The sequence below is a fragment of the Pseudomonas subflava genome, assembly GCF_023823685.1.
GTDB lineage: Bacteria > Pseudomonadota > Gammaproteobacteria > Pseudomonadales > Pseudomonadaceae > Aquipseudomonas > Aquipseudomonas subflava.
In genome coordinates this window covers 326,131-338,569 of record NZ_JAMXBF010000011.1, presented here as the reverse complement: position 1 = coordinate 338,569, position 12,439 = coordinate 326,131, and the positions used below count along the sequence as shown (strand labels likewise).

Annotated in this window: 11 protein-coding genes; 5 read left to right on the top strand and 6 right to left on the bottom strand. The window is 71.1% G+C overall.

Annotated elements, in window-relative coordinates; genetic code table 11:
- Nucleotides 1–199: 199 nt before the first annotated feature.
- The 4 genes from pqqF to NF616_RS16970 all read right to left on the bottom strand — a co-directional run bounded on the left by pqqF (nt 200) and on the right by NF616_RS16970 (nt 3,680).
- Complete coding sequence (gene pqqF, locus NF616_RS16985; protein ID WP_252274496.1) at nt 200–2,659, bottom strand: pyrroloquinoline quinone biosynthesis protein PqqF; 2,460 nt, start codon at nt 2,657–2,659, stop codon at nt 200–202.
- A gap of 51 nt (nt 2,660–2,710) precedes the next feature.
- Nucleotides 2,711–2,983 carry a hypothetical protein gene (locus NF616_RS16980; protein ID WP_252274494.1) on the bottom strand — a complete coding sequence of 91 codons (273 nt, stop codon included), beginning with the start codon at nt 2,981–2,983 and terminating at the stop codon, nt 2,711–2,713.
- Nucleotides 2,984–3,066: 83 nt separating this feature from the next.
- Nucleotides 3,067–3,303 (bottom strand): hypothetical protein, encoded by a 237-nt coding sequence (locus NF616_RS16975; protein ID WP_252274492.1) that lies wholly within the window; start codon nt 3,301–3,303, stop codon nt 3,067–3,069.
- Nucleotides 3,304–3,389: 86 nt separating this feature from the next.
- On the bottom strand, nt 3,390–3,680 hold the full coding sequence (locus NF616_RS16970) for a transcriptional repressor (RefSeq protein ID WP_252274491.1): 291 nt from the start codon (nt 3,678–3,680) through the stop codon (nt 3,390–3,392).
- 290 nt (nt 3,681–3,970) lie between these two features.
- On the opposite strand from NF616_RS16970, the gene NF616_RS16965 reads away from it, so the two are divergent.
- The 5 genes from NF616_RS16965 (at nt 3,971) to pdeM (ending at nt 10,360) form a co-directional block, all read left to right on the top strand.
- Nucleotides 3,971–4,264: a hypothetical protein gene (locus NF616_RS16965; protein WP_252274489.1), complete on the top strand. Its 294-nt coding sequence runs from the start codon at nt 3,971–3,973 to the stop codon at nt 4,262–4,264.
- A gap of 92 nt (nt 4,265–4,356) precedes the next feature.
- Complete coding sequence (locus tag NF616_RS16960) at nt 4,357–5,376, top strand: ligase-associated DNA damage response exonuclease (protein WP_252274487.1); 1,020 nt, start codon at nt 4,357–4,359, stop codon at nt 5,374–5,376.
- The gene (locus tag NF616_RS16955) at nt 5,373–7,094 is read left to right on the top strand and encodes an ATP-dependent DNA ligase (RefSeq protein ID WP_252274486.1); all 1,722 of its coding nucleotides are present in this window, start codon (nt 5,373–5,375) and stop codon (nt 7,092–7,094) included. The genes NF616_RS16960 and NF616_RS16955 overlap by 4 nt, the downstream gene beginning before the upstream one ends.
- A gap of 17 nt (nt 7,095–7,111) precedes the next feature.
- Nucleotides 7,112–9,670, top strand: a complete 2,559-nt coding sequence (locus NF616_RS16950; protein WP_252274540.1) for a ligase-associated DNA damage response DEXH box helicase — start codon at nt 7,112–7,114, stop codon at nt 9,668–9,670.
- 30 nt (nt 9,671–9,700) lie between these two features.
- On the top strand, nt 9,701–10,360 hold the full coding sequence (gene pdeM, locus NF616_RS16945; protein ID WP_252274539.1) for a ligase-associated DNA damage response endonuclease PdeM: 660 nt from the start codon (nt 9,701–9,703) through the stop codon (nt 10,358–10,360).
- Nucleotides 10,361–10,691: 331 nt separating this feature from the next.
- Here the strand turns inward: pdeM and NF616_RS16940 are convergent, their stop codons facing one another.
- The gene (locus NF616_RS16940) at nt 10,692–11,852 is read right to left on the bottom strand and encodes a phospholipase D-like domain-containing protein (RefSeq protein ID WP_252274484.1); all 1,161 of its coding nucleotides are present in this window, start codon (nt 11,850–11,852) and stop codon (nt 10,692–10,694) included.
- Nucleotides 11,849–12,436 carry a YceI family protein gene (locus NF616_RS16935; protein WP_252274483.1) on the bottom strand — a complete coding sequence of 196 codons (588 nt, stop codon included), beginning with the start codon at nt 12,434–12,436 and terminating at the stop codon, nt 11,849–11,851. The genes NF616_RS16940 and NF616_RS16935 overlap by 4 nt, the downstream gene beginning before the upstream one ends.
- Between the last annotated feature and the right edge of the window lie 3 nt (nt 12,437–12,439).

The window sequence follows — 12,439 nt, the reverse complement described above, 5'->3', positions numbered from 1 at the left end:
GGCGGCGCCCACAGGCTGCCTTGGCAGCGGTTTCCCGGTGCTTTGGCGGGGTGCAAGGGCGCGACAGTTAAGGCCCGCAACCAGCGCTGCCGGCGGCGCAAGGCTTAAGTCGTACGACCGCCAGGTGAGGCGAGGACCAAAGTCGTACGCCGACACGCAGGCGGCGCGAACGGGTTGTGAGAAGAGTCCGGCGGGAAGATCAGTGGGTCAGGACGAGCCAGCCGCCGCGGGCTTCGCGCAGCGCCGCGAGGGCCTGGCTTACAGCCGCCGGCGTCAGCGCCGTGACGGCTTGCGGTAGCGCCTGGGGTGGCGCCTCGCTTGGGGCCAGGCGCCATTGCCAGAGCAGCTCGGCCAGCGCCTCGGGCTCCATGGCCGCGGGTTGCAGGCGCGCCGCCAGGGGCTGGGCGGTGGCGTTCAACTCCTGCGTCGACAGGGTGTTGAGCCGTTGCAACTGCTGGTCGAGAAAGGACTCCAGGTGCGCCAGCAGCGCGGCGGGGTCGGTGTGCGGCGACTGGATGGCGAACAGCAGCCCGGCGCGCCCCTCCACCTGGCGAAAGCCGCTGAACAGCCCGTAGCCCAGCTGCAGCTCCTCGCGCATGCGCCGGTGGAAGGCCGGCGCCAGCCACTGGCCGAGCCAGCGCCAGGCCGCCTCGGTTGCCGGCTGAGCGTCGGCGGCCATGGCGAACACCAGCAGCGCATGATCACCGTCGGCCGGGCGCGGGTATTCGCGCCAGACGCGGCCGGTGTCGGGTGGCGATGGCCTCGGCGCGGCGTCACCCTGTCCCGGCAGCCGCGCCAAGTCCCCGGCCAGGCGCGACGCCAGCCCCGCCGGGCCGAGCAGCAGGCCGTGCCAGCGGCTGCCCTGCCACAGGCCGTCGGCGTGCTCCGGCACCTCGTCGGCGCCCGCCTCGCCCAGGCCCGCCACGGCCCGCGGCAATTGATCGAGCAGACGGCGGACCGGCATCTGCGCCTGCCGCCGCGCGCAGTCCTGGCGCTGCAGGCGCGCGGCCTGGATCACTTCCGCGCCGGTGCTGTCGGCCAGCGCCGGCAACAGCGCCCGCAGCGCCGCCGGCAACAAGTGTGCGGGGCCTTCGCAGCGCAACTGCCAGTCGCCCGCCAGCGCCTCGCCAACCAGGCGCATGCCGAGTCGTTGGGCGGCGGCGGCCAGTGCCAGCAAACGCCGCTGCAGCAGCCGTGCGCAAGCGCCGGGCAGCGCCGTTGGCCAGCTCCAGCGCAGCAGCAAGGTGGCCTGCTGCGCCGAGTGTTCGATGTGTCGCAGTGCCGCCGGGCATTCGCTTGCCGCCTCGGGCACCTCCTGCAGCAGGGGATTGAACGGTGGAGCGAGCACCACCGGCAGCGCCCAGGCGGGCGGCAGCTCGGCGGGCGCCAGGTGCAGCGCGAAGCCGCAGACGGTGGCGGCCGCCGGCCGCAGGTTGGCGCTGGCGCGCACGCTGATCAGCGCCGTCTCGTCGCAACCGACCAGCAGCGCCTGCAGGCAGGCCAGCGCGGCCTCGTCCGGCAACGCAGCGCCGTGCTGCAGCCAGAAACGTCCCAGCTCCAGCGGTGCCAGGGCGTCGAGCTGCCAGGGGCGTTCGGCGGCCAGCGTCTCACGCTCGGCGCTCCACGGCGCCTGGCCGGCGAAGGCGGCCAGCCATTCCAGCAGCGCGTGGCGAAGGTCGGCGCAGGCGCGGTCGTCGTCCTCCACCGGCGCCACTTCCAGCGCCAGGATCGCCTGGTCGGCATGGCGATAGGCGATGCGCGTCTGCCAGCCGTCGATCAGTCCGGCCTCGCGCAGTTGCTGCTGCAGGCTGCCGGGCAGATCGCTGGCGAGGATCTCCTCCAGCCAGGCCAGAGCGGCGGCAAAGCCCTCCCGCGGCCCCTGCAGCACCAGCCCCAGCCACAGCCGTGGCGCGCCTGCCTGGCCCAGGTGCCAGTGGCGGGCACGCAGCGGCAGCAGCGCCGGCGACGCCTCACGCCCATCGGCCGCGCCCGCGGGCAATTGCGCGGCGAGGCGCTCGCCGAGTGTCAGCAGCGTCGCCTCGTCCTGCGGGCCAACCAGCATCAGGCGGCAGTTGCCGGCCCGGTAGCAGCGCCGGTGGAAGGCCAGCAGGGTTTCGCCGAACTCATCACGCTCGAGCGCCAGGCTGGCGCCGTTGCCGGCGACGAAGGCGTGGGCGGGATGTCCCGGTGCCAGCGCATCGAGCAGCGCACACAGGCCCTGCTGCTGCGGATCGGCGCCGCGGGCCAGGTATTCGGCCTGCAGCACTTCGCGCTCGCCGCGCTGGGCCTCGGCCTGCAGCAACGGGCGGGCGAGCATGTCGATCAGGCGCTGTGCGGCATCCTCCAGATGCTCGGCCGGCACCTCGCAGTGGTATTCGGTGAGACGCGCGCCGGTACTGGCATTGACCCGTCCGCCGCAGGCCTGGACGAAGGGCATCAGCCGCTGGTCGCCGGCGAACGACTCGCCGCCAAGGAACAGTACGTGCTCGAGAAAATGCGCGAGGCCGGGCCAGGCAGCCGGCTCGTCATGACTGCCTGCGGCCACCTCGACGATCAGGCACGCGCGGCGGGCCGTAGGCCGGCTGATGACGGCGACACGGCAGCCACCGGCAGCGAGCCGCTGCACGGGGCGTGGAATTTCCGGGCGGCAGTCGGTCATCGGAGAGGGCCCGCAGACGGTCGGACTCGCAGGATCGGCGCCCGGCGCGAATCAGGCAATAGCGCTTTTGGCCAGGGGCTCACTCTGATCGGCCGAACAGATGTTGCGCACGTCCCGGGAAACGCAGCTGGAAACGGCACGGCGCACCTTCAGATAGGACTCCCGCGCCCGTGCGGCAGCCTGGCTGAGCGCCTCGCACTCGGCCTGCTGCTCCGCGGTGTAGGGACGCGGCGTCTCGTTCATGAAGTGGATCAGCGCCTGATGCGCCTCGGCGGAGAGCCGGGCGAGCCGGAACTCCTCCTGGGTGATGCGGGCCTGGTCCATTGATCGTTCTCCTGCCGGGGCTGTCTCGTTCTCGGCTTTTTGACGCCAAAATGTCTCCAGGTTCCGCACAAGGCGACGGCCGGCTAGCGCGGGTTGGGCACGCCGTCACGCTCGGCATGGTCCGGGTCGCCGACGACGCGCTCGATGTCGCCGCGATCTTCCTTCGTCGGCAGCTGCCCGTCGTTGTCGGGCAACTCGTCGATGCCGGGCTCATGCTCGGGGTCGAGATCGACCCGGCCGGGACTCAGCGGGTCCGGCTTGCCCGGCATGGGCGAATGGGGGTTCTGGTCTTCGGTGGGCTGGTAGGGATCGATGGACATGTTCGCCTCCACGGCCAGAAGAGGTCTGGCCCTGGAGTTTGGAGGCGAGTGCGGCGGGCGGGGTTCGGACGATCTGCCGGACGGCCTCAGCCGGCCAGGGCCACCGGCTTGCCCTGCGGCCGTTGCAACTGCAGGCGGTACAGGCCGTCGTCGTCGCGTATCACCAGGCGGCAGGAACACAGGCGGCTGAGCACCTGGCGCACGCTGAGCACGGAAATCTGCTCGTCGGCCTGCAGCAGGTATTCGTGCAGTTCCCGCGAGCGCAGGCCCTGCTCGTTGCGTTGCAACACCTCCAGAATCTTCAGCCGGACCAGGCTGACTTTGAGTCCGGCGCCCTGCAGCATGACTTTCAGTTGCTGGCGATCATCGGCGGTCATGGCACTTCTCCCTGTGCGTGCGTTTCCACGTCTTGTCAGTCTGGGGGAAAGCTGTCGCACTGAACAGCTCTTACCCTGTTAAGACGAACGAGCGACGGAAAACCTGCAGGCAAATTGCAACTTTTTTGTCTCGCCCCTGCCACCTCTTTGTGCTATTTCTCGACCGTTCCGGCTCCGCTGTCACGACAGGGTGCAAGCAGCGACTGATACCAAGAGCTGCACCACCGCCGGAACCACTTGCTAGGGGGGCGGCTCTGCCGCCTAAGACAGACAAGCCCGTGGGGAAAGCAATGAATAGGCTTGTGCTGCTGATGACCGCGCTGGCGCTCATCGCCGGCTGTTCCGCAACTGCCAATACATACGAAAAACGCGGCCGCAAAGGCCTCAACATCAACTGTTCCGGACTCACCTCCAGCTGGGAGCGCTGCGAAGAGCGCGCCGCCCGCGCCTGCGGCCCAGCCGGCTACAAGGTGCTGGCCCGGGCCGGAGAAGACCAGGGCGACGAAGACGACCCCGCGGACTTCCTCTTCGGCCTCAATCCCGCCGGCTTTTCCAGCCGCAGCCTGATCGTGCTCTGCAAGTGACCCGCCTCGCCGCTGCGCGGCGGCGAGAGCAACCTTTTGTCCGCCGCACCGGTCCATAGCCAGACCAGCCCCTGACAGAAGCGACAGTCCCCATGGATCTGGTGATCGCCCGACCCGAGGGCCTGTATTGCCCGCCCGGTGACTTCTACATCGACCCCTGGCGCCCGGTTTCGCGGGCGGTCATCACCCACGCCCACGGCGACCACGCGCGCACGGGCATGGGCCACTACCTGGCCGCCGAACCCGGTGCCGGCATCCTGCATGCGCGGCTGGGCCGCGACATCGACTTGCAGGCCCTGCGCTACGGCGAGCGCGTCGAGCACCACGGCGTGACCCTCAGCCTGCACCCGGCCGGCCACGTGCTCGGCTCGGCCCAGGTGCGCCTGGAATACCGCGGCGAGGTGTGGGTCGCCTCGGGCGACTACAAGGTCGAGCCGGACGGCACCTGCGCGCCCTTCGAGCCGGTGCGCTGCCACACCTTCATCACCGAGTCGACCTTCGGCCTGCCGATCTACCGCTGGCAGCCGCAGGCGCGGATTTTCGCCGAGATCGACGCCTGGTGGCGGCAGAACCAGGCCGCCGGCCGCGCCAGCGTGCTGTTCTGCTATGCCTTCGGCAAGGCCCAGCGCATTCTCCACGGCATCGACGCGAGCATCGGGCCGATCCTCGGCCACGGCTCGATGGAGCCGCTGCATCAGGTCTACCGCGACGCCGGCGTGGCGCTGCCGCCGACGCTGTATGCCGGCGACGTGGCGAAGAACGATCCGCTGTTGCGCCAGGCGCTGATCCTCGCGCCGCCGTCTGCCGGCGGCAGCAGCTGGATGCGCCGTTTCGGCGAGTACGGCGACGCCTTCGCCAGCGGCTGGATGATGCTGCGCGGCACCCGCCGCCGGCGCGGCGTGGACCGCGGCTTCGTGCTGTCCGACCATGCCGACTGGCCGGGCCTGCTGTGGGCCATCGAGCAGACCGGCGCCGAGCGGGTGTTCGTCACCCACGGCTCGGTCGCCGTGCTGGTGCGCCACCTGCGCGAGCGGGGCCTCGACGCCCAGGGCTTCGACACCGAATACGGCGACGAGGACGAAACCCCGGCCGACACGGAGAGCGAATCGTGAAGGCCTTCGCCGAGCTCTATGCGCGGCTCGACGCCACCACCTCGAGCAACGCCAAGCTGGCCGCGTTGCAGGACTACTTCCGCAGCGCCCCGCCGGACGATGCGGCGTGGGCGGTGTATTTCCTCGCCGGCGGCCGGCCGCGCCAGCTGGTGCCGACGCGCCAACTGCGCGAGCTGGCGATGGCCACCGCCGGGCTCCCGGAATGGCTGTTCGAGGAGAGCTATGCGGCCGTCGGCGACCTGGCCGAGACCATCGCCCTGCTCCTGCCGGAGTCCGAACATCTGTCCGAGGAAGGCCTGGCCACCTGGGTCGAGGAACGCCTGCTGCCCCTGCGCGGGCTGCCGCCCGCCGAGCTGGCCGAGCGCCTGCCACCGCTGTGGGCGCAGCTGGACCGCCAGGCACTGATGGTCGGCATCAAACTGATCACCGGCGCCTTCCGGGTCGGTGTGTCCAAGCTGCTGGTGACCCGCGCACTGGCCAGCCTGGCCGGGCTGGATGCCAAGCGTGTGGCCCAGCGCCTGGTCGGCTACACCGACCTCTCGCATCGCCCCACCGCCGCGGGTTATCTGCGGCTGATCGCCGCCGAGTCCGCCGACGAACACGCCCAGCGCGGCGGCCAGCCCTACCCCTTCTTCCTCGCCCACGCCCTGCAGCTGCCGGTGGAACGCTTCGACGAAGTCCTCGGCCCGGTCGAGGACTGGCAGGTGGAATGGAAGTGGGACGGCATTCGCGTGCAGCTGGTCAAGCGCGACGGCCGCCTGTGGGTGTGGTCGCGCGGCGAGGAATTGATCGGCGAACGCTTCCCCGAACTGCAGGTGCTGGCCGAGCGCCTGCCCGACGGCACGGTGCTGGACGGCGAGCTGGTGGCCTGGCTCCACGCGCCGGACCAGGCGCCGCCTCAGCAGGCTTTGCTGACGCCACCGGACCAGCAGAACGGGCAGGACGAGCAGGCGCCGCGCTACGGCATCCAGCCGTTCGCCCTGCTGCAGCAGCGCATCGGCCGCAAGACCCTGAGCAAGAAGCTGCTGGAGACGGTGCCGGCCGCGGTGCTGGCCTACGACCTGCTGGAGTGGCAGGACGAGGACTGGCGCAACCGCCCGCAGCACGAGCGCCGCGCCCGGCTGGAAACGGTGGTCGCCGCCTGCGCCGAGCCGCGGCTGATGTGCTCGCCGCGGCTCGAGGCCGGCAGCTGGGAGGCGCTGGCCGAACAACGCGCGGCGTCCCGCGCGCTGGGCGTCGAGGGCATGATGCTCAAGGCGCGCGACGCCCTGTACGGCGTCGGCCGCACCAAGGACATGGGCATCTGGTGGAAATGGAAGGTCGACCCGTTCAGCGTCGACGCCGTGCTGGTCTACGCCCAGCGCGGCCACGGCCGCCGCGCCAGCCTCTACACCGACTACACCTTCGCCGTCTGGGACGGCCCGCCCGGCGCCAGCGAGCGCAGCCTGGTGCCCTTCGCCAAGGCGTATTCGGGGCTGACCGACGAGGAAATGCGCCGGGTCGACGCCATCGTGCGCAAGACCACGGTGGAGAAGTTCGGCCCGGTGCGCAGCGTCACTCCCACCCTGGTGTTCGAGCTGGGTTTCGAGGGCATCGCCCTGTCCAAGCGGCACAAGAGCGGCATCGCCGTGCGCTTCCCGCGGATGCTGCGCTGGCGCCACGACAAGCCGGTCGAGGAGGCCGACACCCTCGCGCATCTGCAGGACCTGTTGCGGTGAGCCTGGCCTCGGACTGGATGCGCGCGCGCGGCTGGAAGCCCTTTCCCTTCCAGAAGGAGGTGTGGCAGGCGGTGGCCGCCGGCGAGTCCGGCCTGCTGCACGCCACCACCGGCTCCGGCAAGACCTACGCGGTGTGGCTGGCCGCGCTGAACGCCTTCGCCCGGCCCACGCCGGCGACCACGGCCGGTGGTCAGCCGCGCAAGCGCCAGCCCGCCGCCGCGCCGCTGGCCGTGCTGTGGATCACGCCGATGCGCGCCCTGGCCGCCGACACCCAGCGCGCCCTGCAGGCGCCGCTGGACGAGCTGGCGATTCCCTGGAGCCTGGGCCTGCGCACCGGCGACACCGGCAGCGGCGAACGCGCCCGCCAGGCGCGGCGACTGCCCAGCGCACTGATCACCACGCCCGAGAGCCTGACCCTGCTGCTCACCGCCGCGGACGCCCGCGAGCGCTTCGCCGGCCTGCGCATGCTGGTGGTGGACGAGTGGCACGAACTGCTCGGCAACAAGCGCGGCGTGCAGCTGCAACTGGCCCTGGCGCGGCTGCGGCGCTGGCACCCGGGTCTGATCGTCTGGGGCCTGTCGGCCACCCTCGGCAACCTGCCGCATGCCCGCGAGGTGCTGCTGGGCAACGTCGAGGGTCGCCTGGTGCAGGGTAAGCAGGACAAGAGCCTGCGTATCGACACCCTGCTGCCGCCGGGCATCGAGCGCTTCCCCTGGGCCGGACACCTCGGCCTGCGCATGCTGCCGCAGGTGGTCGACGAGGTCGAACACAGCGGCGCCTGCCTGCTGTTCACCAACACCCGCTCGCAGGCCGAGGTCTGGTACCAGGCGCTGCTCGAGGCCCGTCCCGACTGGGCCGGGCTGATCGCCCTGCACCACGGCTCGCTGTCGCGCGAGGTGCGCGATTGGGTCGAACTAGGGCTCAAGGAGGGGCGCCTGAAGGCCGTGGTGTGCACCTCCAGCCTCGACCTGGGCGTGGACTTCCTGCCGGTGGAGCGAGTGTTGCAGATCGGCTCGGCCAAGGGCGTGGCGCGCCTGCTGCAGCGCGCCGGCCGCTCCGGCCACGCGCCAGGCCGCCCGTCGCGCATCAGCCTGGTGCCGACCCATGCGCTGGAGCTGGTGGAGGCCGCCGCCGTGCGCGACGCGGTGGCCGCCGGGCGCATCGAGGGACGCCGCTCACCGGACAAGCCGCTCGACGTGCTGGTGCAACACCTGGTCAGCATGGCCCTGGGCGGCGGCTTCCATCCCGACGAGCTGCTCGACGAGGTACGCGGCGCCTGGGCCTACCGCGAACTGGGCGAGGCCGAGTGGGCCTGGGCCCTGGCCTTCGTCCGCCACGGCGGCCACTCGCTCACGGCCTACCCCGATTACCGGCGGGTGGAGCCGGACGAACACGGCGTCTGGCGCGTGCCGAGCGCCGCCCTGGCGCGGCGTCATCGCATGAGCCTGGGCACCATCGTCAGCGACGCCAGCATCGCCGTGAGATTCTGGGCCAAGGGCGGCAGCGGCGCCTCGCTGGGCAGCGTCGAGGAAAGCTTCATCGCGCGCCTGCGCCCCGGCGACTGCTTCCTGTTCGCCGGGCGCCTGCTGGAATTGGTGCGGGTCGAGAACATGGTCGCCTACGTCAACCGCGCCCAGGGCCGCAAGGCCGCGCTGCCGCGCTGGAATGGCGGACGCATGCCGCTGTCCAGCGAGCTGGCCGACGCCGTGGTGGAGCGCCTCGGCGCCGCCGCCGAGGGCCGCTACGATGGCCCGGAAATGCAGCTGCTGCGGCCGCTGCTGCAGGTCCAGCAGGACTGGTCGGCGCTGCCCGCGCCCGGCGCCCTGCTGGCCGAGACGCTGCGCTCGCGCGAGGGCTGGCACCTGTTCCTCTACCCCTTCGCCGGGCGCAACGTGCACCTCGGCCTGGCCAGCCTGCTGGCCTGGCGACTCGGCCAGCGGCAGCCGGCGACTTTCTCCATCGCCATCAACGACTATGGGCTGGAGCTGCTCTCGGCCGGCGCCGTGGACTGGTCGGCACTGCTCGACGGCAGCCTGCTCGACGAGGCCGACCTGTTGCACGATGTGGTCGGCAGCCTCAACGCCGGCGAGCTGGCACGCCGGCGCTTTCGCGAGATCGCGCGCATTGCCGGGCTGGTGTTCGGCGGCTACCCCGGCGCGGGCAAGAGCGCACGCCAGCTGCAGGCCTCCAGCGGACTGTTCTTCGACGTGTTCCGCCAGTACGACCCGCAGAACCTGCTGCTGGACCAGGCCCAGCAGGAGGTGCTGAGCCAGGAGCTGGACGTGGCCCAGCTGCGCCTTTGCCTGCGCCGCCTGCGTGGCCAGCGCATCGAATGGCGCGAGGTGCGCCGGCCCACGCCTCTGGCCTTCCCGCTGCTGGTGGAGCGCTTTCGCGAGAGCCTCAGCTCGGAGAAACTCGCCGACCGCATCGCGCGCATGCTCGCCGAACTGGAGAAGGCGGCCGGCCCCGGTGCCTACCAGGCCGACACGCAACCGCAGGTCGAGCGGGAGCGTCCGCGGGAACGCCGACCGCGCCAGGGCAAGGACGGCCGGCCGCGGGCCAAGCGCGCCGGCTGATCGATCAGGAGGAGCCCGAACATCGCCCCGATTCCCGCCCTCCCCGTACAGTTCGCCGGCCACGCGCTGTGGTTGCTGGCCGACAAGGCGCTGTACTGGCCCGCCGGCCAGGCGCTGCTGATTGCCGATATCCATTTCGGCAAGGCCGCGGCCTACCGCGCCCTCGGCCAGCCGGTGCCGAGCGGCACCACCCGCGACAACCTGCAACGCCTGGACACATTGCTGGCGCGGCATGGGTGCCGGCAGCTGATCTTTCTCGGCGACTTCCTGCATGCCCGCCACGCCCGAACGCAGGCCACCCTGGCGGCGCTGCAGGCCTGGCGCGAGCGGCATGGCGAGCTGGAGATCCTGCTGATCCGCGGTAACCACGACCGCAGCGCGGGCGATCCGCCGGCCACGCTGAACATCCGCGTCGTCGCCGAGCCCTACCTGCTCGGCCCCTTCGCGCTGCAGCACGAACCCACGCCGCACCCCAGCCACCCGGTGCTGGCCGGCCACGTGCACCCGGTCTGCCTGCTGCGCGGCCGCGCCCGCCAGCGCCTGCGCCTGCCGTGCTTCAGCCTCGACGAGCGGTTGTGCCTGCTGCCGGCGTTCGGCGCCTTCACCGGCGGCATGCAGGTCGACGCCGCGCCGGGGCGCCGCCTGTATGCCCTGGCGGATGGCGGGGTGTGGCCGATCCAGGCCGATTGAGAATCGGAGTACGCGCAGCCGCCAGCGGTGCGCACGGCGCACCCTACGGCAGCGACGAGGGCAGCCTCATGCCGCAGGCGATCACCGCACTCCGGGTAGGGTGCGCCGTGCGCACCAACGGTCTACCCCCGTGAACTCAACGCCGCCGGTCGAGCAGGTTCGCCACCAGGCAATCCAGCGAACCCCACAGGCGTTGCTTGAGCCGGTGTAGCAGCTGCGCCAGCGGTGCGCACGGCGTACCCTCGGCAGCGCCGGTGCAGTCGCGTGCTGCTGGCGATCACCGCACTCGAGGTAGGGTGCGCCGTGCGCACCAACGGTCTACCCGGTGAACTCAACGCCGTCGGTCGAGCAGGTTCACCACCAGACGATCCAGCGAACCCCACAGGCGTTGCTTGAGCCGGCGCAGCAGCGGGCGGCTGTGCCAATCGTCGAGGGTGATTTCCTGGCTGTGCTCGAAGTCGTCGATGAAGCATTCCGACACGGCCTGGGCCAGGCCCGGGTCGAGCGCCTCCACATTGGCCTCGAGGTTGAAGCGCAGGTTCCAGTGATCGAAGTTGCATGAGCCGACGCTGACCCAGTCGTCGACCAGCACCATCTTCAGGTGCAGGAAGCGTGGCTGGTACTCGAAGATGCGCACGCCGGCGCGCAGCAGGCGCGGGTAGTAGCGCTGGCCGGCATAGCGCACCGGCGGGTGGTCGGTGTTGCGTCCGGTGAGCAGCAGGCGCACCTCGACACCGCGCCGGGCCGCGCGAATCAGGTGGCGACGCACCTTCCAGCTCGGCAGGAAATACGGCGTGGCCAGCCACAGGCGCTGGCGGGCGCGACTGATGTTGCGCAGCAGCGACTGGACGATGTCCAGGTGCTGGTTGGCGCTGGCGTAGGCCAGGCGACCCAGGCCCTGCCCCACCGGCGGAATCGGCGGCAGGTGGTCCAGCCCCTGGCCCTGGCCCAGCTTCCACGGACGGCGTCCTTCGCAGGCCAGCCACTGGCGGTCGAACAGCTGCCGCCAGTGCGCCACCAGCGGCCCTTCGACCCGCACCATCACCTCGTGCCAGCAGTGCTCGGGCGCATCGGCATCCCAGAATTCGTCGGTGGCCCCGGCGCCGCCGACGAACACGCTGTGCTCGTCGATCAGCAGGATCTTGCGGTGGTCGCGGTACAGGTTGTGCAGGCCGCGACGCCAGCGAATCGGGTTGTACAGACGCAGCTGCACGCCCGCCGCGAGCATGCGTTCGCGCGCCGGGCGGCTGAGCTTGAGGCAGCCGAAATCGTCGAACAGGCACTGCACCTCGACGCCCCGCTCGCCGGCCGAGATCAGCGCCTGGATCAGCGCATCGCAACAGCTGCCGTCCTCGACCATGTACAGCTCGAGGGCGACGCGGCGCTCGGCGCGGGCGATCGCCACCAGCATGGCCGGCATGAAGGCCGGGCCGTCGACCAGCAACTCGAAGCGGTTGCCGGATTTCCAGGGGAAGATCGCGCCGTTGTTCATCGGGTGGTGAAGATCATCACGGCGCCGACCGGCACCGACAGGCTGATGCTGTCCAGCCGTGCAACCTCGCGCAGGGCCTCGATGCCCTTCTGCAGGCCGAAGTGCTCGGCGTGCAGTACCAGCGGCGCCAGGGTCACCACCTGGAAGCGGCGGTCGTCCAGGCGCGTGGCCAAAAGCTCGGTCATGTAGCCGTGCTTGCGGCCACGGATTTCCACCTGGATCGGCAGACGGATCTCGAGCTGCGCGCCAGGCGCCAGGCCGGTGATGGGCGCCAGGTCGATCTGCGCCATGATGCGCGCGTCGGGGTATTGCTCGGTGGCGAACAGCAGGTCGCGCAGGCGCTCGTCGCGCACCGGGATGCCGGTGCTCACCGAGTCCATCTCGACGCGCAGGCGCGCGGCGCCCTGCTCGTCGATGGTGCCGTGCAGGGTGAGGAAGCGGTGCACCTCGGAGAGATTGCCGGCCTTGGTCGAGATGAACGACAGGCGCGAGGACTCGTTGTCCAGGTACCAGTCGGCCTGCGCCGGCAGGGCCAGGCAGGTGGCGAACAGGACGCCGGCAAGGGCTGGAAGGATTCTGGCCATGGG

Coding starts and splice junctions, on each gene's coding strand:
- NF616_RS16965 (WP_252274489.1), top strand. CDS start 3,971: ATGAATAGGCTTGTGCTGCTGATGACCGCGCTGGCGCTCATCGCCGGC.
- NF616_RS16975 (WP_252274492.1), bottom strand. CDS start 3,303: ATGTCCATCGATCCCTACCAGCCCACCGAAGACCAGAACCCCCATTCG.
- NF616_RS16980 (WP_252274494.1), bottom strand. CDS start 2,983: ATGGACCAGGCCCGCATCACCCAGGAGGAGTTCCGGCTCGCCCGGCTC.
- NF616_RS16935 (WP_252274483.1), bottom strand. CDS start 12,436: ATGGCCAGAATCCTTCCAGCCCTTGCCGGCGTCCTGTTCGCCACCTGC.
- NF616_RS16970 (WP_252274491.1), bottom strand. CDS start 3,680: ATGACCGCCGATGATCGCCAGCAACTGAAAGTCATGCTGCAGGGCGCC.
- NF616_RS16940 (WP_252274484.1), bottom strand. CDS start 11,852: ATGAACAACGGCGCGATCTTCCCCTGGAAATCCGGCAACCGCTTCGAG.
- NF616_RS16950 (WP_252274540.1), top strand. CDS start 7,112: ATGCGCGCGCGCGGCTGGAAGCCCTTTCCCTTCCAGAAGGAGGTGTGG.
- pqqF (WP_252274496.1), bottom strand. CDS start 2,659: ATGACCGACTGCCGCCCGGAAATTCCACGCCCCGTGCAGCGGCTCGCT.
- NF616_RS16960 (WP_252274487.1), top strand. CDS start 4,357: ATGGATCTGGTGATCGCCCGACCCGAGGGCCTGTATTGCCCGCCCGGT.